The sequence below is a fragment of the Embleya scabrispora genome, from assembly GCF_002024165.1.
In the GTDB taxonomy this organism is placed as follows: domain Bacteria; phylum Actinomycetota; class Actinomycetes; order Streptomycetales; family Streptomycetaceae; genus Embleya; species Embleya scabrispora_A.
In genome coordinates, this window is the sequence record NZ_MWQN01000001.1 from 389886 (window position 1) to 407391 (window position 17506).

The window sequence follows — 17506 nt, forward strand, 5'->3', positions numbered from 1 at the left end:
TACCGAGGGCCGCCGAGCCGATCTTTCTTGACTGATCATTCTCGAACGTCCTAGAGTCACATCCGTGGCCAGGACCAAGGAATTCGATCCCGACGCCGCCTTGCAGTCCGCGCTCGAACTGTTCTGGGAGCGCGGCTACGAGGCGACCTCCATGGCGGACCTCGTGGCGCGCCTGGGCATCGCCCGGGCGAGCATCTACGCGACGTTCGGCAACAAACACGACCTCTACCTCGCGGCTCTCGACCGCTACCGCGAGGCGCGCAATCCCGAGCTGTTCGAGGAGTTGTCCCGGCCCGGTCCGGTGTTGCCGGCCGTACGGGCGCTGGTCGAGCGGTTCGCCCGCCAGGCGTCCGAGGAGCCGACCCGGCTGCGGGGTTGCTTCCTGACCAACACCGCCGCCGAACTGGGCGCGCACGACCCGGGCGCGGCGCGGATCGTCGAGCACGGCTGGAGTCAGATGGAGACCAATCTGACCCTGGCGCTCACCCGGGCGAGGGCCCAGGGCGAGCTCGGCCCGGATCGGGATCCGCAGGCCCTGGCCCGCTTCCTGCTGGTGGTTCTCCAGGGGATGCGCGTGGTCGGCAAGGCCGGCCCCGACGCGCACCGCCTGCGCGACGCGACCCGGCAGGCGCTGAGCCTGCTCGGCTGATCCGGGCGGGGCGCGGGGAGTCCTGTCGGCCCCCGCCCGAGTCCTGCCCGCCGCCAGAACTCCGTCATGCGCCGCACCCTGCTCTCAATCAAGAACGATCGATCCGAAAATACTGTCGGCAGTGAGGGGGACGCGACATGACGAGCACCGGGATCGGCACCGAACCCGACCGCGCGCTCGGCGGCTCGACCGACCGAGCGCCCGGCGCCGGGGGCGGCGGGGCCTCGGCCGCCGGGGCCTTCGCGCTGCTCGGCACCGTGCAGGCCACGCTGATCTTCACGATCACCATCATCGGCGTGCCGCTGCCCGACATAGGCCGCGAGTTCGGTCTCGGTTCGGCCGATCTGGTGTTGCTCAGCGCCGCCTACGGGCTGCCGTTCAGCGGGTTGTTGCTGTTCGGCGGGCGGCTCGCGGACCGGTACGGCGGGCGCCCGATGTTCACCGCCGGCCTGGTCGTCTTCGGTCTGACCTCGGCGGTCGCCGCGTTCGCGCCGGACTTCGCGGTTCTGGTCGCGGTGCGCTTCGGGCAGGGGCTCGGGGCGGCGCTCACCGCGCCCGCCGCGATGACCGTGCTGCGCGCGGTACATCCCGAACCGATCGCGTACCGGCGGGCGATGGCGACCTGGGGCGGCCTGTCCGTCCTCGGCGCCGCCACCGGCAACCTGGCCTCGGGCGTGCTCACCACGTGGGTGTCCTGGCGCTGGATGTTCGCCGTACCGGTCGCCGTCGCCGCGCTCGGTCTGCTCCTCGCACCCTCGCGGCTGCCCCGCGCGTCCGCGCCGGCGTCGCGACGCCGCCCCGGCCTCGATCCGCTCGGCGCGGTCCTGGCCACGATCGGCATCACGCTCGCGGGCTACGGGCTGACCGTCACGGGCGACCACGCCTGGACGTCGACCGTCGTCCTCGCCCCGCTCGGCGCGGGCGTGGTCCTGCTCGCCGCGTTCCTCGCGGTGGAGCGCCGGGTGGCCGATCCGCTGCTGCCCCCGGGGTTCGTCCGGGATCGGCGTCGGATCCTCGGTCTGGTCGGGGTGTTGCTCGCGGCCACGAGCACGGGTTTGCTCAGCTTCCTGATCTCGCTCTACCTCCAGCAGCAACACGGCTGGTCACCGCTCGCGACGGCCGGCGCGTTCGTCCCGTTCACCCTCGCCCTGATCGGGGCGGGCCGGGCGGCCGGACCGCTGATCGGGCGGTACGGTCCGGTCCGCGCCACCGTGGCCGGGCTGGTCGTGGGCGCCGCCGGGTTGCTCCTGCTCGCCCGGATCGACCATCCGAGCCGCTACGCCGTCGACCTGCTGCCGGGCCTGGTACTGCTCCCGATCGGCGCCGCGCTCGTCTTCGCGGGCACCGCCGTGCTGACCACCAGGGACGTACCCGCCCACCGGGCGGGGCTGGCCGGCGGCGTCCTCAACACCGCGATGGAACTCGGCCCCACCGTCGGCCTGGCCGCGCTGATGTCGGTGGCCGCCACGCGAACCGACCCGATCCGCGGCTATGCCTGGGCCTTCGGCACCGCCGGAGTCGCCTTTGTGCTGACCGCGGTGGCGGCGGCGGTCCTGGTCCGGGACGGGGGTCCGGACCGGGACCGAGACCGTGACCGGGACGGCGAGCAGGCCCGAATCCCCGACCGCGCACCGTAGTTCACCACCGAACCGACCATCCCCACCGACCCACCGTCACCACACCACCACACACCTCGGGAGACACCCCATGTCCGCACGTTTCACCGCCAAGACCGTCCTCGTCACCGGCGCCGGCTCGGGTGCCGGTCGGGCGATCGCGCTCGCCTTCGCCCGCGAGGGTGCCGCGGTCGTGGTCGCGGGCCGCGGCGCCGCGCCGCTGGAGGAGACCGTCCGGCTGATCGAGGCGGACGGCGGACGCGGTGCGGCCGTCACCGCCGACGTGACCGACGCGGCGAGCGTGGCCGCGCTCGTCGCCCGCACCGTCGAACTCTTCGGCGGCCTCGACGTCGCGGTCAACAACGCCGGCGCGATCGTCGGCGTGGGTCCGGTCGCCGACCTCGACGAGGCCGACTTCCGGGCCACCCTGGACATCAACGTGACCGGCACGTGGTTGTCCATGAAGCACGAGATCGGCCACATGCGGGCCAACGGCGGCGGCGCGATCGTCAACATCGCGTCCAACCTCGGCGCGCACGGCCGGCTGGCCAACCTCGGCGCCTACGTCACGTCGAAGGCCGCGGTCAGCGCGCTCACCCGCAACGCCGCGCTGGACCACATCGGCGACGGCGTCCGGATCAACGCGGTCAGCCCCGGCCCGCTGGCCACCACGATGTCGCTGCGCAGCGGCGAGACCGAGGCCGAGCGGTCGGACCGGATGAAGGAGCAGAACCCGTCCGGCCGGGTCGGCGACCTCGCCGAGCTTGCCGCCGCCGTGCTGTACCTGGCCTCGGACGAGGCGGGCTTCGCGGTGGGCACCGACCTGGTCCTCGACGGCGGCGCCACCGCCTGACCGGCGGAGTTGCCCCACCCCCCGGCCCGGCCGCCGTCCTTCGACGTGCGCCCGGGCCGGCTCGGCGCGGTGACGCCCGACGATCGCGCCGGGTTCAGGCCGGGGAGGTCGGGATCACCAGTTCCAGACTCGCGGGGATCGCCGCGAAGGCCCGCTCCAGATGCCCGGCCAGCCCCGGCCCGGCGCCCCGCGCGGTCCACTCCCGCTGCGCCCAGTGCCACGCCGCGAGCATCGTGTCGAGCGGCAGATGCAACAGGATCCGGTCCGGCGCGCCCGGACCGAGCCGGTCGGCGAGCGTATCCACCACCGCATCGGTGGTGTCCGCGCAGAACCGCAGGCTGAGCGCGTTCAGCGCGGGGGTGGCGTCGGCGATCCGCCGACTGGCGGCGAAACGGTCCGCCCAGTCCGCCGGCATGGCTCCGAGGGTCTCCGTCAGGGCGTCCTGATAGATCGTCAGGACACGTCCGGCCAACGGGCGTTCGGCCAGGTCGACGAGATAGGCGGTCCACAGCTCGCGCTCGGGGGCGAGGGCCACGTCCTCCTTGGACGCGAAGGTGCGAAAGAACGTGCGCTTGGAGACCTCCACCGCGCCGACGATCTCGTCGAGCGTCGTCGCGTCGAAGCCCTTGGTCGTGAACAACTCCAGGGCGGCCGCGGCCAACGCCTGCCGCGTGCGCAGCTTCTTGCGTTCCCGCAGCGGCAGTTCGGTGGTCATGATCCCACTCTACCCACACGTGCCCATCAGCCGCCAAAGCCCCTTGTAAGCAAATGCCACTCAGTGGCACAGTGGTCGCGGCGAGCCCCACACTCGGGCTCGACAATCCAGCCGCACCAGCCCGGAGCTCCCATGCGTGCCCTTGTCATCGACCACGCCGTCGCGTCCCACCTCACCCTCGCCGAGGTGCCCGACCCCGATCCCGCGCCGGACGAGGCACTGGTCCGGGTCCGGGCGATCTCGATCAACGCGGGTGAGGTGCACTTCGCGGTGCCGTCCGGGGCGAACGGCACGATCCCCGGCTGGGACGCGGCCGGCGTCGTGGAGCGCGCCGCCGCGGACGGGTCGGGCCCCCCGGCGGGCACCCCCGTGACCACGCTCGGCGGGGACGGCGCCTGGGCCGAACTGCGTGCCGTGCCGACCCGGCAGCTGGGCGTGGTGCCCGCCGGCCTGCCCATGGCATCGGCCGCGGCACTGCCCGTGGCGGCCCTGTCCGCCCTGCGCGCCCTGCGTCGGATCGGCCCGATCCTGGGTCGGCGCGTGCTGATCACCGGCGCGGGCGGCGGGGTGGGCCGGTTCGCCGTACAACTGGCCGCGCGCGGCGGCGCCGAGGTGGTCGCGGCCACCGGGGATCCCGCCCGGGTCGACGAACTGCGGGCGCTGGGCGCGACCGAGGTGCTGACGGACGGCCCGCCGTACGAAACCGCCCCCGTGTTCGGCGTCCTGGACAACGTCGGCGGCCCGCATCTGCCCGCCGCCCACGACCTGTTGGCCCCCGGCGGCACGCTCGTCGCACTCGGCCATTCCGCGGGCGTGGGCGAGCGGTTCGCGTTCGGCGCGCTGTTCGGCGACGCGGGCCGGCACAACCGCTCGATCGTCACCTATTTCCTGCTCGACGACCTGGCGGGCATCGACACCGACCTCACCTGGCTCGCCACCCGAACCGCGCACGGCGACCTCGACCCACAGATCGCGTGGCGCGGCTCGTGGACCGACATCGCCGAAGCCGCCGCCCTGCTGAGCGACCGCAAACTCGGCGGCAAGGCGGTGTTGACCGTCACCGACGACCCGACGAAGGCGTGAACAGCCGCACATCGAGCGGCCCCCGCCCGGGCGAAACGAACCGTGTGGTCCTTTGCCCGGGCAGGGCCCACTCCCGTCCCGGTCGGGCCGCTACGCCACGTCCAGGACCTCGAACAACGCGTCGGCGAATTCGTCCGGCCGCATGATGTGGCCCACGTGGTCGGCCGGGAATTCGGCGAGGGAGAGATCCAGGCGCTCGGCGAGCACCGCGGCGGTGCGGTACAGCGGGGTGTGTGCTCCCTCGTCGCCGGCCACCAGGCGCAGCGGCGCGCCGCGCAGTGCGGCGAGGTCGGGTTCGTAACGGCTGAAGGACCGTATTTCGTAGGCCAGGTTGAAGTCCACGTTGGCGAACACCCGGTCGAGCATCTCGCGCGCCGAGTCGGACAGTTCGGCCGGCTCCACGGTCGGGACGGACACGTCGAACAGCCGGATCAACTCCTCCGTCGCGGCCTCCCGTCCGCTGCGCAGGAAGAGGTCGTGGATCTCGTCGAAGGTCTCGCGCCAGTACTTCGCATCGGGCAGCACGCCCGGCAGGAACGGCTCGTGGGCGACCAACAGGCGGACCTGTCGGGGGTGTCGGGCCAGCAGATCGAGCCCGATCGTGGCCCCGGTCCCGTTGCCGAAGACGGTCGCCGGTTCGTCGGTGAGGGCGGCAAGGAGGCGGTGCGCGTCGTCGGCGTGCTCCTCGATCCGCTGCTCGGTGGGCGGTTCGGTGAGTCGGCTGTGCGAGTTGCCGCGCCGGTCGTAGGTGACGACGGTGTGATGGGCCGCGAGTCGTTCGGCCAGGGTCGTGTACAGGCCGGTGTCGGCATTGCCGCCGCTGATCAGCAGCAGCACGGGGCCCGACCCGTGCACCTGGTAGTACAACTCGGCCCCGGGTACGGCCAGGGTGGCGGAATCCATGAGTTTCTGCCTTCCCGTCGGAAGTCGCTACTCCTCCACGCTACGGACCCCGAGGACGTCGTGTCCGCCGAATCCGGCTTCCGTTCCCGCCCGGCCGGCCATGTGCGCGATCGTCTCGGCGTCGACGGGCGTGCCCACCAGCACGGTCGCGTCCGGCGCCGCCGCGGGGGTCAGCAGGGACACCGCGAACCGCGGCGACACGCCTCGCATCGGCCGGGTCGCCACCGTCCTGGGCGCGAACACCGCGACCGCCCGGCACTGCCACCACGCCGCCAAGTCGGGCCGTGCCAACCGCAGTTCGGCGGCGATCTCGACGCCGCGCGGGTGGTCGGCGCGGGTGCGCAGGTGGCGCACCAGGTCGAGGGCGATCGCCTCGTGCGCGGGGAAGTGCGCACGGTACGCGGGGTCGGTCAGCAACATCGACAGCAGGTTGCGGCGCTCGGCCGGCACCTCGGCCGGGTCCGGCGCGATCACCCGCCAGGCGTGGTTCCAGGCCACCAGGTCCATCGCGGGATCCAACACCAGGGCCGGGCTGATCGGCCAGCCATCGACCAGCGCCCGCAGTGCGTCGACCGGCATCGGGCCCGACGCGGCCGGTACGTGGAAGCCGGCCAGTTCCAGGAGGTGCCGGTGGGCGTCGGCGTCCAGGCGCAGCGTGCGCGCGACCGCTTCGAGCACCTGCCGCGAGGTGTCCACCCGGCCCTGCTCCAGCCACGTGTACCAGGCCACACCCACCCCGGACAGCGCGGCGACCTCCTCGCGGCGCAGCCCGGGGGTGCGGCGGCGCGGCGAGCGGGGCAGCCCGATGTCCTCGGGGGCGAGCAGTTCGCGATGCGCGCGCAGGAACGCGCCCAACTCGTGCCGGTGGTCGTGCTCGTCGCGAATGCCCATCGGCCCAGCCTATGACCGCCGCTCACCGTATGAGCCGGAGCCTGGCTCGACGCCGGCGGCGGGGCGAGGGTGGCGGATGTACCGACGAACACCGCCGGCGGCGCCGCCGAGGGCCGCCGGCCGGCCGCAAAGGAACCCGTTCCCGATGACCGAGACACCCGTCACCACTCCCGCATGGGCCCAGGGCGCGCCCACCGACCCCGCCGCGGACATCATGTGGCGCCGCAGCAACGACTCGTCCACGCTTGCCACACCCCGCGCTTTCATTCGCGTGTTCGTCGAGCCCGGTGGCCTGGAGGCGGCCGCCGGGTTCTACGAGGAGCTCCAGGGTGTGGAGCGCGACATGTGGTTCACCTTCCGCGAGTTCGGCATCGCCCTCGCCGCGGTGGGCGGCTTCCTGCTGATCGAGGGCGAGCCGGCCACGGTGGAGCGGTTCCGATCCACCACCGGCACGCTCCTGGTGCCCGAACTGGCGCCCTACCTCGACCGCCTGGCCTCGGCCGGGGCCGAGATCACCGAGCCGCCGCGCCGCGTCCCGACCGGATCCGGGTTCACCGCGCGGCATGCCGACGGCACCGTGGTGGAGTACGTCGAGCACCGCCCGACGGCGGAAGGCCGCTGACGCGTCCGCTAGCCGGTGTGCGCGGCGCGGTCGCCGAGCACCCGCTCGCACTCGTCCCGGGCGGCGGTGCTGAGCAGGGGGCGAAAGCCCGCCAGCAGGTCCCGGAGGCCCGCGCCGTAGCGGTCGCGGGCCTCCGGACTGACCCGGACGATGTCGAGTTCGTTGGCCGCGGTCAGTTCGGCGAAGTCGCGGCGTTCGGTCTCGGCGGGCAGGTAGGTCCGGCCGGTGAAGCGGTCCCGGAAGGGGCCGTCGACCAGGGTGGGATAGGTGGCGGCCCGGTCGCAGCCGGCGTAGAAGTAGACGATGCGCTCGGCGTCCACGCCGATCCGGCCGGCCAGTTCCGCGCGGCGGTCCAGCGGGAGCAACCGGGGGGCGAAGCCGTCCGTGCCGTAGAACGCGTGACACAGGCCGGCCGTACGCAGTTCCGGTCGCGCGCCCCAGGAGTCGAGCAGCGCCTCGACCCGGGTCAGGTGGGCCAGCAGGGTTCCGCCGGGATGTTCGATGCGGTCCGCGCCGAGCATCCGGATGTAGTCGACGATCATGTGCACCCCTTGCCATGTAATGGGTCGGCGCCGGCTGTCCGGTGGCCGCCCGATGACGTCGGGGAAACGATAGCGCTGACGGACCGTCAGATCACAGCACCTCGGTCATACACCTTGCGAGGGAGCGCCCGGGCCGCGTCCCACGACCCCACGAACGATCGACCTGCCGGGAATGCCTGCGCGGGCGTGCGCTTTGTGGATAGGGATGGATCGCAAGCGGTAACGAACGAGTACGGAGATCTGCATCGTGGGACCCGATCAGTTCTGTCTGGTGTTGTTGCGGCGCATGGGCGATTACCAGCCCGATCTGGTCGCCGACGCCATCCGCGAGTTGGAGTTCACCCGGACCCGGATGCGCGAGGTGAACGCGCAATGGCAGCGCATGGTGCGCAGCCGGGCGATCGGCGGCCCCGGGCGCGCCTATCGGGCCGCACTGGGCGAACCGCACGGGCGCACCCAACGCGCGATCGGGGATCTCACCGCCGAGGCGCGGTGGTGGACGTTGCCGCTGTGGCCGGAGCTGCGTTTCGAGGTCCTGACCGGCCCCGACGGACGGGTCTGGCAGGAGTGGCTGGTCCGCGCCGATCCGACCACGACCCCGCCCGCCGAGACGGTGGCGGACCTGCGCCCCTGGCACTTCGTGGTCGCCGACGTCGCCGCGGCCTTCCCGACCCTGCGCCACACCGAGGGCTCCGCCCCCGGTCGCTGGGCGAGCGTGGTCACCGAGAACGGCATCGAGCACCGCGTCGACTTCACCTGGGGCCTGCTCCAGAACGTCACCCGCCTCGACTGAGCGGACGCACGGCACGCCGGCGGCGCGCACCGCCCCCGCGCTACAGGCGCGGGAGGCGCATCCGGGTGAGGCGGCCGCCCTCCACGGGGGCGTCGTCGGTGGTGCGCACGGCCAGGCAGCGGTAGGTGCCGGGGACCGTGGCCACCCAGAAGCGGTCGGCGAAGATCGTCGCGGGCGCCTGGAGCACGAAGCGGCCCCGGCGGAACTCGACCCGCGGCGGCACACCGTCGTCGGGCAGCACGCCCCACGCCAGGGCCCAGGCCGGCTCGCGACGGGCCGAGCGCAGCGCGCCGCGCAGCAGGGTCGGCGCCAGGGTGGAACCGGCCACGGCCACGTCGATCAGGCGGTAGCCCGCGTACACCTCCAGCGCCGGGCGGCCCCGCGAGCCCCTGCCCACGCGCATCGTGCAGTCGCTCAACCGCAGATACAGTTCGGCGGTCGTGTGCTGCATAACGTCGCTCATGGCGCCCCCGTTCGAAGCCCCCGACGGGTCAGTCCCCTCGGGCCACACCAGGATTCGCCTTCGGGGTACTTCGCCGCATCGGCTGTACGAACCGTTTCCGCACCACCGCATACTCCCCCTGTAGGACGGAGATCTTGCTCGCCACTCCCTCGAACGAGCGAGGCGCGAGGTTCAGGCGGCGCCCGGCACGGCCAGCCCGGTCTCGTAGGCGCAGATCACCGCATGCACCCGGTCGCGCAGGCCGAGCTTGCCCAGGATGCTGCTGACGTGCGTCTTCACCGTATGTTCGCTGACCACCAGGGCCTCGGCGATCTCGGCGTTGGACATCCCGAGCGCCAGACAGCGCATCGTCTCCCGCTCGCGCGTGGTCAACACGGCCAATCGCTCGGAGGGTTGGGCGGGCTGCTCCGTACGTGGTAGTCGACGCGTGTAATCGGCGATCAGTCGCCGGGTCACCGACGGCGCGAGCAGCGCCTCGCCGCTCGCCACCATGCGCACCGCGTGCACCAGGTCGTCGCGTCGTACGTCCTTGAGCAGGAACCCGGCCGCGCCCGCGTAGAGCGCGTCGTAGACGTACTCGTCGACGTCGAACGTGGTCAGCATGACGATCCGACACGCCGGCGCCTCGGCGGACACCACCCGGGCCGCCTCGATGCCGTCCATCCTCGGCATCCGGATGTCCAGGAGCAGTACGTCGGGCCGGTGCGCGCGCACCGCCTCGATCGCCGCCACTCCGTCGCCGGCCTCGGCCACCACCGAGATGTCCGCCTGCGCGTCCAGGATCATCGCGAAGCCGCTGCGTACCAGGCCCTGATCGTCGGCGACCACCACCTTGATCGTCATCGGACCACCCGCGTCGCGTCGAGCGGGATGCGCAGCGCGACCTCGAATCCGGGCCCGGTCACCCGCGGTCCGACCACCACACTGCCCCCGCACGCGCTGGCCCGCTCCCGGATGCCGATCAACCCGTGGCCCCCGCCCGGACGCGGCCGACCGCCCCGCCCGTCGTCGGTGATGGTGATCCCCATCGTGTCCTCGCCCCATTCGAGTCGTACGGTCACCGTCGTGGCCTGCGCGTGCCTGACCGCGTTGGTCAGCGCCTCCTGGACCACACGGTACGCGGCGATTTCCGCGTCGGAGCGCAGCGGTCGGCGCTCGCCGACGCTCTCGTACACCACCTTCAGATCCGTCCGCCCGACCTCGGCGACCAGGTCGGCGATATTGGCCACGGTGGGCTGCGGCGCCCGGGCCCCGGCCTCCGCGTCGTCCTTGAGCGTGCCCAGGATGCGCCGGAGTTGCACCATCGCGTCGCGCCCGGCGTCGGCGATCGCGTCGAAGGCCGCCTCCGCGCGGGCCGGATCGCTGCGCACCACCACCGGCCCGGCCTCCGCCTGTACGGTCATCAGGCTCACCGCGTGCGCCAGGATGTCGTGCATGTCGCGGGCGATCCGGGCCCGTTCGCGGGCGGCGGCCCGGGCCACCTCGGCGTCGGCGCGGCGGATCTCCAGGTCGCGCTCGTGCTCCAGCCGCCGGGTGCGCTCCTCGATCTCGGCGATGTAGGCGGTGCGGTGCCGGGTGGCCAGTCCGAAGGCGGCCGCGGCGGTCAGCGTCAGGATGTCCAGGGTCGCCTGTTGCGGCGGCTGGTCCTTGGCGAACTCCACCATCAGCGTGATCGGCAGGGCCAGCACCGCGACGGCGATCCGCTCCCAGCGCCGACCGAGCGAGAAGACCGTGTAGATGGCGATCGTCATGCCGAACTGGAAGGACTGGCCGGGCCGATGGTGCAGCGAGGCCGGTACCGCGAAGAGCGCGACCACACACGCGACCGCGAACGGCTGCCGACGCCGCCAGATCAGCGGGATCGCGGTCCCGCTGAGCAGGAGGAACCCGAGCCGGTACGGCGACCGCAGGTAGATCAGGAACGGCAGCGACACCAGGAACTGCACCAGCAGCGCGATCATGACGTCGAGGAGTCGCGGATCGATCCGCCGCATCAGGTCGCGGGTGTGCCGGGCGCGGTCGCGGACGTGGCGGTCCGCGTCGTGCGCGGCGTGGTGATCGGCGCAGCGGTCGGCGTCGCGCGCGGCGAGGTGGTCGGACATACGGCGTACTCCTGGGTGGGCGTCCCCGACAGTGTCGCGGTTGCGCGTTCGGCGGCGCTTCGCTCTCGCGGGGGATCCGCCCACCCGGGGTGGGGTGGCGCGGTGGGGCGTGGGGCCGCTCGGGTCACGATCGAATCCGTGCGCCGGCGGCGAACGCGCGCCCTGTTGGCGATTCGGGTGCCGTCGCGTCTGGTACGACTGGTGGCATGGCTACCGGCAACCGCTTCGTCCCCGACCGCGACCGTTCGACGCCGGCGGCCCGGTGCGGCCGGCCGGCGGGTGCGGTCGCGCGCACATTCGGCCGCCGAAAAGGAGCGGGGGCGCAGCCGTGCGGCCACTGAGGCGGGGCCAGGTGTGGACGATCCCCACCGTCGGCCGCGAACGCACCTTCATGATCGTGCAGAACGACTCCGTCGCCGCGCTGCATCCGGGCGCGGCGTTGTGCGCGCTGGTGGACACCATCGGCGACCGCCGCGAGTCGCTGGTCACGGTCCGGATCACCAGCCCGGTCGAGGGTGTGGTGCTCGCTCCGGACCTGTACACGTCGCGGCATCACCGGTTCGAGCAGGGGAGGTATCTGGGCGACGTCGACCCGGAGGAAATGGAGCGGGTGGACGTGGCGTTGCGGGCCGTGCTGGGGTTGTGAGCAGGCGGGCGCGTGGGCCGGTCGGGGAACCGCACGGTCGGGGTCGGCCGGGTCGCCCGGTCCGGCGCCGACGCCGAGTTTCCCGTGCTCAGTCGGACCCGGACGCCGGACCCGGTCGTGACGGGGTCGGGCCGGCGGCCGACAGACGCTGCGCGGCGGCGCGCAACTCGGTGATGTAGTCGTGGCGTTCGCTCGGGCCGACGGCCGACCTGAGCGGACCGATCTGGAGTTCGTGGGTGGGCCGACCACGCGAGTCCCATACCGGCGCGGCCAGATGGCTCAGTGGCAGGGTGCGATCCGAGGTCAATTCGGCGTCGGTGTAGGCGTGCGCGCTGATCGCGGCGAGCTGGTCGAGCACCCGGGCGCGCAGCTCGGCCCGTCCGGGGTGTTCGTCCAACAGGCCCACCACGTCCCGCAGTACCGGCAACAACTCGGCCGAGTCGCGGCGCGGTCGCCACGCGGCCACGCCGTGCGCGCGGATCGTGTCCAGCACCGGGGCCGACTCGGGTGCGTGGGCGAGCCAGGCGGCGCGTTCGGCGGCCGGCCGCCAGGGCATCACCGCGGCGCCGGCGGGCGGACGCAGCGGCAATCGGGTGCCCACCCCGATCCCGGCCGGCACCCGACCCGGTCCCGGCTCGACCGCGACGAACACCAGCTGATCGACGCCGACGAGCGACAGGGCCACCCCGCATCCGACCCGCGCCGCGAGTTCGGCCAACACCTCCGCCGCGGCGGCCGGCAGCCGTACCCGGGCCCGGACCGCATCGGCGACGGCCAGCAGCCCGGCGCCGAGCGTGTACAGCCGATCCGGCCCGCGCAACACCCAGCCGGGTGCCTCCAGCGCGGCGAGCACCGCGGTCGCGGTGGACCGGTTCAGATCGAGCCGGGCCGCCACCTCGGACACGCTCAACCCGCGCGGCGCGGCGGCCAGCAACTCGACGACGGCCACGACCCGTTCGGTGGGCGGTGACGCGACCATGGGCACCCCTTGCTCCGGTCGGACGGCATCCCTAGAGTCAACGAATATACGTCACTTCGACGACGAATATTCGTCACCTGGTCGCATCGATGGGGTGTCGTCGTCGGAGCTTCGGCCGAGGAGGCTGTATGACCCGAGGAATCGAGGCCGACGAGACGGCGGAGCCGGCGGCCGCCGCGCCCGACGCCTCCGCACGGCCGCACACCCCCGCGCCCCTCGACCCGTTCGACCCCCGCGCGCCCTTCGACATCGAAGGCCACGACTTCGCCTTCGACGACATCCCCGACCTGCACGACGTGCTCGCCGCCGCACGGGCGCGCAAGCCGTACGCCGTCGTGCCGTTCCTGGGGACCAGGGCGCTGCTGTTCCTGACCCACGACCTGGTGACCGCCGCGTTCAAGGACGAGGAGGCCTTTCCCGCGTCCGCGATCTACGCCGCCACCACCGAACCCGTGCTCGGGCACACCATCCAGTGCATGCGCGGCGCGGAGCACCGGATCAACCGCAAGCTCGTGGTGCCGGCCTTCCGGCGTCGGGTGGTCACCGAGCAGGTCGAGGCGATCCTGGAACCGCTCGCCCACGAGTTGGTCGACGGCTTCGCGGCGCGCGGTGAGACCGACCTGGTCGCCGAGTTCACCCACGTCTACCCGGTCCGGGTGATCACCCGGCTGCTCGGGCTGCCGATGGACGACGAGGATCGATTCCGGCGCTGGGCGGTCGACCTGTTCCACTTCCCGATGGCGCCGGAGGCGGCCGAGCGCGCGTCCCGCGAGTTCACCGAGTATGTGACGCCGATCGTCGCACGTCGTCGCCGGGATCCCGGCCACGACCTGCTCTCCTCCCTCGCGCACACCGAGGCGGAGGGGCGTCGGCTCACCGACGAGGAGATCCTGTCCTTCCTGCGGCTGCTCTTCCCCGCGGGCGCCGACACCACCTATCTGGGCCTGGGCAACGCCCTGTTCGCCCTGCTCACCCATTCCGAACAGTTGTCCCAAGCGCTGGCGGACCCGGATACCGAACTCGAGTGGGTGGTCGAGGAGGCGCTGCGCTGGGAGCCTCCGGTGGGCCTGCTGCCGAGGATGTGCCCCGCTCCGGTATCCGACTGGCAGGGACTCGGCCTCGACATCCCGGCGGAGACCCCGCTGATCTTCGCGATCACCGCCGCGAATCGGGACCCGGCCCGGTATCCCGATCCCGACGTGTTCGACATCGGCCGCCGGGCGCGCGCGACGCTCGCCTTCGGCGACGGCCCGCACGTGTGCCCGGGCACGTGGTTGGCGCTCGCCGAGATCCGGGCCGCGCTGAAGGTCCTGCTCGAACGCCTGCCGGAGCTGCGACTGAGCGCTCCCGCCCGGGTACGCGGCCTGCTCGGCACCGCGCTGCGCGGCCCGGAGTCCCTACCGGTCCGATTCGGACTCCGAGCCGGCGACGTGACGAAGCCGGCCCGCCCTAGCGCGGCAGGGTGATCCGGAAGGTGGTGCGGCCCGGTTCGGAGTCCACGGTGAGCGTGCCGTCGTGGCGCTGCACGATGATGCGGTACGAGATGTCGAGGCCCAGGCCGGTGCCCTCGCCCAGGGCCTTGGTGGTGAAGAACGGCTCGAAGATCCGGTCCTGGATGTCGGGCGCTATGCCGGGGCCGCTGTCCTCGATCTCGACCAGGACCGACGCGGCATCGGCGCGGGCGCGCAGGGTCAGCGTGCCCTTGCCGCCCATCGCGTCGGCCGCGTTGTCGATCAGGTTGGTCCACACCTGGTTCAACTCGGCCGGATAGGCCTGGATCTTCGGCAGGTCCTCGGCGTACTCGCGCTCGATCCGGATGTCACGCAGCGGGCCGGCCAGCATGGCCACCGTGCTGTCCAGGCCCTTGCGCAGGTCGGTCTCCTGGTAGGGGGCCCGGTCCATCTGGGTGTACTGCCCGGCGGCGGCGAGCAGATCGGTGATCCGGCCCAGCGCGTCGGCGACCTCGTCGAGCAGCGCCTCGCCCTCGAGGTTGGCCGCGAGCCAGGTCAATCCGGGGCGCGCCGCCGCGCCGAGGGCCGCGCCCGCGTCCCGGGCCCAGTCCTCGTACAGGCCGACGTTGACGAACGAGGGCGCCGTCTCGTACGCGTCCGGCAGGTCCAAGTCCTCGAAGATCTCGGCCACTTCGTCGGTGCGGTCGGCGAACTCCAGCGGGCGCAACCGGGGCGGCTCCACCTCCCGCCGGGCCAACACCTCGGCCTGGAGCCGGTCCAGCGCCTCCAACGCGCCGGCACCGGCGCCGCAGCGGGCCAGTTCGGCCCGGGCCCGGCGCAACTCCCCCAGCCGGGAGCGCAGGTTCGCCGCGGCCCGCTCGGCCGCCGCGGCCGGGTTGCCCAGTTCGTGGGTGAGCCCGGCGGTGAGCGTGCCGAGCGCCACCATGCGCTCGCGCTGCCCGACCGCCGAACCGGTCCGGCGCCCGCCCAGGAACATGCCCGCGACCAGGTGTGCGGCCATCGGGAACCACTCGGTGAAGGCCTGCGCCAACTGGGCGGCCGGCAGCACGAAGAAGGTCGAATCGACGTGCGTGCGTGCGGTGTTGCCGTACGCGTGCACCGCCGGGGTCGCGCCCTCGCCGTCCAGGGCCAGTGCCGCGCCGACGTAGGCGCCGCGCATCGACGAGCGGTGCACCTCCAACTCGCCGCCGCGCACCGTGCGGTTCATCGTGACCTCGCCGGTGAGCAGCACGAAGAAGCACTCGCCGGGATCGCCCTCGTGGTAGAGCGTGGTGTTCGCCGGGAACGCCTTGACCTTGCCGTGCGCGCACAGCCAGTTCAGGTGTTCGTCGGGCAACTTCTCGAACAGGAACAGGGTGCGCAGTTCCTCCGGCGGCAACACGTCGCACACGCTCATCGCGATCCCTCCGTCGCCGGGGTGCGGGTGTCGGCCGGGGTCCGCGCATCGCCCGGCCCGCCCGGATCGTCGCCCGGCTTCCGGGTGTCCAGGGTGTCCAGATAGCGGTGCACGAGCATCACCGTCATCGCGCCCTCCCCGACCGCCGAGGCGACCCGCTTGACCGAGGCCGCGCGCGAGTCGCCCGCGGCGAACACCCCGGGCACCGCCGTCTCCTGGACGAACGGCGGGCGGCTCCAGCCGTCGAGTTCGCCGTCGCAGTCGTCCAGCAGTTCACCGCCGGTGAGGATGTAGCCGTCGCGGTCGCGCCGCACGCCGCTGCCGTCCAGCCACGCGGTGCGCGGGCTGGCGCCGATGAAGACGAACAACCACGACGCGGGTACCGTCTCCTCCGTGCCCGAGTCCCGATCGCGCAGGGTGAGTTCGCGCAGTCGCCCGGTGCCGTGCGCCCCGGAGACCTCGGTGCGGACGCGGACCTCGACGTTGGGGATCTGCTCCAACTGCTCGATCAGGTAGTGCGACATGGACGCCTCCAGGCCCGCGCCGCGCACCAGGATGATCACCCGGCGGGCGTAGCGGGAGAAGAACACCGCCGCCTGCCCGGCCGAGTTGGCCGCGCCGACGATGTACACGTCCTGGTCGCGGGTGTCGGGCCCGGTGGTCAGCGCGGCGCCGTAGTACACACCGCGGTCGGTCAGCTCGGCCAGTCCCGGCGCGTCCAGGGTGCGGTAGGACACACCGGTGGCGAGCACGACCGCGTGTCCCCGGGCGACGATGTCGCCGTCGCAGGAGATGGTGCGTACGTCGCCGTCCACGTGCAGGCCGGTCACGTCGCGCGTACTGACTATCTCCGCGCCGAACTTGAGCGCCTGGCGGCGGGCGCGGCCGATGAACTGCGAGCCGGAGATGCCGTCGGGGAAGCCGAGGTAGTTCTCGATCCGCGAACTCTGCCCGGCCTGCCCGCCGGTGGCCTGCCGCTCCACGAGCAGTGTGCGCAGCCCCTCGCTGGCCGCGTACACCGCGGCCCCCAGGCCGGCCGGGCCGCCGCCGACGATCACCACGTCGTACAGGTCGTCGGACGCGGTCACTGACAGGCCGACGTACTCGGCCAGTTCGCCCTTGGACGGGCCGCGCAGCACGGTCGAGTCGGGGGCGATCACCACCGGCACGTCGGCCTCGGTGGTGCCGGTCTCGCGCAGCAGCCGGCGCGCCTCGGCCTGACCGACGTCGTACCAGCGATACGGCACGCCGTTGTTGGCGAGGAAGTCGCGCAGCTCGAACGACGGCGCGGAAAAACGCGCGCCGATCACCGTGGCCCAGCTCTCGTCCGGCACCGGCGCGGTCTCCCACGCGGTGATCAGCGAGTCGAGCACGGGGTAGAGCCGTTCCTCCGGTGGATCCCACGGCTTGAGCAGGTAGTGGTCGATGTCCACGTCGTTGATCGCCCGGATCGCGGCCCCGGTGTCCGCGTAGGCGGTGAGCAGCACCCGTTTCGCGCGTGGGTACCGGTGCGCGGCCTGTTCCAGGAAGGCCACGCCGTCCATCTGTGGCATGCGCTGGTCGGCGATCAGCACCGCGACCTGCTCGCCGCGCTCGTGCAGCTCGGCCAGCGCCTCCAGGGCCTGCGCGCCGGATTCGGCGCGGACCACCCGGTGCCGGTCGCCGTACTGTCGCCGCAGGTCGCGGGCGACCGCACGGGAAACGGCCGGGTCGTCGTCGACGGTCAGCAGGACGGGCTTGTCCACGGTTTTCCTCACGGGCCTGGAGTGGTGCACAGAAGG

The 17506-nt window shown here is 72.8% G+C and carries 18 protein-coding genes; 8 read left to right on the forward strand and 10 right to left on the reverse strand.

Features of this window, described 5'->3' with window-relative positions; translation table 11 throughout:
* Nucleotides 1-64: 64 nt before the first annotated feature.
* From B4N89_RS01840 to B4N89_RS01850, 3 genes are all read left to right on the forward strand, one after another.
* Nucleotides 65-649, forward strand: coding sequence for a TetR/AcrR family transcriptional regulator (locus B4N89_RS01840; RefSeq protein WP_078974117.1), 585 nt, complete (start codon nt 65-67; stop codon nt 647-649).
* Nucleotides 650-786: 137 nt separating this feature from the next.
* On the forward strand, nt 787-2286 hold the full coding sequence (locus B4N89_RS01845; RefSeq protein WP_078974118.1) for an MFS transporter: 1500 nt from the start codon (nt 787-789) through the stop codon (nt 2284-2286).
* Between the two features lie 70 nt (nt 2287-2356).
* Nucleotides 2357-3118: an SDR family NAD(P)-dependent oxidoreductase gene (locus B4N89_RS01850; protein WP_078974119.1), complete on the forward strand. Its 762-nt coding sequence runs from the start codon at nt 2357-2359 to the stop codon at nt 3116-3118.
* A gap of 94 nt (nt 3119-3212) precedes the next feature.
* Here the strand turns inward: B4N89_RS01850 and B4N89_RS01855 are convergent, their stop codons facing one another.
* Nucleotides 3213-3833, reverse strand: coding sequence for a TetR/AcrR family transcriptional regulator (locus B4N89_RS01855; protein ID WP_078974120.1), 621 nt, complete (start codon nt 3831-3833; stop codon nt 3213-3215).
* 132 nt (nt 3834-3965) lie between these two features.
* On the opposite strand from B4N89_RS01855, the gene B4N89_RS01860 reads away from it, so the two are divergent.
* Complete coding sequence (locus B4N89_RS01860; protein ID WP_078974121.1) at nt 3966-4916, forward strand: zinc-binding dehydrogenase; 951 nt, start codon at nt 3966-3968, stop codon at nt 4914-4916.
* Between the two features lie 90 nt (nt 4917-5006).
* On the opposite strand, the gene B4N89_RS01865 is transcribed toward B4N89_RS01860, so the two are convergent.
* Both B4N89_RS01865 and B4N89_RS01870 read right to left on the reverse strand, forming a co-directional pair.
* On the reverse strand, nt 5007-5819 hold the full coding sequence (locus tag B4N89_RS01865) for an alpha/beta fold hydrolase (RefSeq protein ID WP_078974122.1): 813 nt from the start codon (nt 5817-5819) through the stop codon (nt 5007-5009).
* Between the two features lie 27 nt (nt 5820-5846).
* Complete coding sequence (locus B4N89_RS01870) at nt 5847-6710, reverse strand: helix-turn-helix transcriptional regulator (RefSeq protein WP_078974123.1); 864 nt, start codon at nt 6708-6710, stop codon at nt 5847-5849.
* 145 nt (nt 6711-6855) lie between these two features.
* On the opposite strand from B4N89_RS01870, the gene B4N89_RS01875 reads away from it, so the two are divergent.
* A complete protein-coding gene (locus B4N89_RS01875; protein ID WP_235618429.1) occupies nt 6856-7332 on the forward strand; it encodes a VOC family protein in 477 nt (158 codons plus the stop codon).
* 8 nt (nt 7333-7340) lie between these two features.
* Here B4N89_RS01875 and B4N89_RS01880 read toward each other — a convergent pair whose 3' ends face one another.
* Complete coding sequence (locus B4N89_RS01880; protein ID WP_078974124.1) at nt 7341-7874, reverse strand: DUF6817 domain-containing protein; 534 nt, start codon at nt 7872-7874, stop codon at nt 7341-7343.
* Between the two features lie 247 nt (nt 7875-8121).
* On the opposite strand from B4N89_RS01880, the gene B4N89_RS01885 reads away from it, so the two are divergent.
* Nucleotides 8122-8667, forward strand: a complete 546-nt coding sequence (locus B4N89_RS01885) for a hypothetical protein (RefSeq protein WP_321170672.1) — start codon at nt 8122-8124, stop codon at nt 8665-8667.
* 40 nt (nt 8668-8707) lie between these two features.
* Here B4N89_RS01885 and B4N89_RS01890 read toward each other — a convergent pair whose 3' ends face one another.
* The 3 genes from B4N89_RS01890 to B4N89_RS01900 all read right to left on the reverse strand — a co-directional run bounded on the left by B4N89_RS01890 (nt 8708) and on the right by B4N89_RS01900 (nt 11232).
* Complete coding sequence (locus B4N89_RS01890) at nt 8708-9130, reverse strand: hypothetical protein (protein ID WP_143657801.1); 423 nt, start codon at nt 9128-9130, stop codon at nt 8708-8710.
* Nucleotides 9131-9301: 171 nt separating this feature from the next.
* Nucleotides 9302-9973, reverse strand: coding sequence for a response regulator (locus tag B4N89_RS01895; RefSeq protein ID WP_078974126.1), 672 nt, complete (start codon nt 9971-9973; stop codon nt 9302-9304).
* Nucleotides 9970-11232: a sensor histidine kinase gene (locus tag B4N89_RS01900; protein WP_235618430.1), complete on the reverse strand. Its 1263-nt coding sequence runs from the start codon at nt 11230-11232 to the stop codon at nt 9970-9972. The genes B4N89_RS01895 and B4N89_RS01900 overlap by 4 nt, the downstream gene beginning before the upstream one ends.
* A 328-nt stretch (nt 11233-11560) precedes the next feature.
* Here B4N89_RS01900 and B4N89_RS49550 point away from each other — a divergent pair, with 328 nt between their 5' ends.
* A complete protein-coding gene (locus tag B4N89_RS49550; protein ID WP_078974127.1) occupies nt 11561-11878 on the forward strand; it encodes a type II toxin-antitoxin system PemK/MazF family toxin in 318 nt (105 codons plus the stop codon).
* Between the two features lie 88 nt (nt 11879-11966).
* Here B4N89_RS49550 and B4N89_RS01910 read toward each other — a convergent pair whose 3' ends face one another.
* Entirely contained in the window at nt 11967-12857 is an 891-nt protein-coding gene (locus tag B4N89_RS01910) for a helix-turn-helix domain-containing protein (RefSeq protein WP_078974128.1), read from the reverse strand.
* A gap of 128 nt (nt 12858-12985) precedes the next feature.
* Between B4N89_RS01910 and B4N89_RS01915 the strand changes: the two genes are divergently transcribed.
* Entirely contained in the window at nt 12986-14323 is a 1338-nt protein-coding gene (locus B4N89_RS01915) for a cytochrome P450 (RefSeq protein WP_078974129.1), read from the forward strand.
* On the opposite strand, the gene B4N89_RS01920 is transcribed toward B4N89_RS01915, so the two are convergent.
* A complete protein-coding gene (locus tag B4N89_RS01920) occupies nt 14307-15725 on the reverse strand; it encodes an ATP-binding protein (protein ID WP_078974130.1) in 1419 nt (472 codons plus the stop codon). The two genes, B4N89_RS01915 and B4N89_RS01920, sit on opposite strands and share 17 nt — an antisense overlap.
* Nucleotides 15722-17470, reverse strand: a complete 1749-nt coding sequence (locus B4N89_RS01925) for an FAD-dependent oxidoreductase (protein ID WP_414646350.1) — start codon at nt 17468-17470, stop codon at nt 15722-15724. The genes B4N89_RS01920 and B4N89_RS01925 overlap by 4 nt, the downstream gene beginning before the upstream one ends.
* Nucleotides 17471-17506 lie beyond the last annotated feature (36 nt).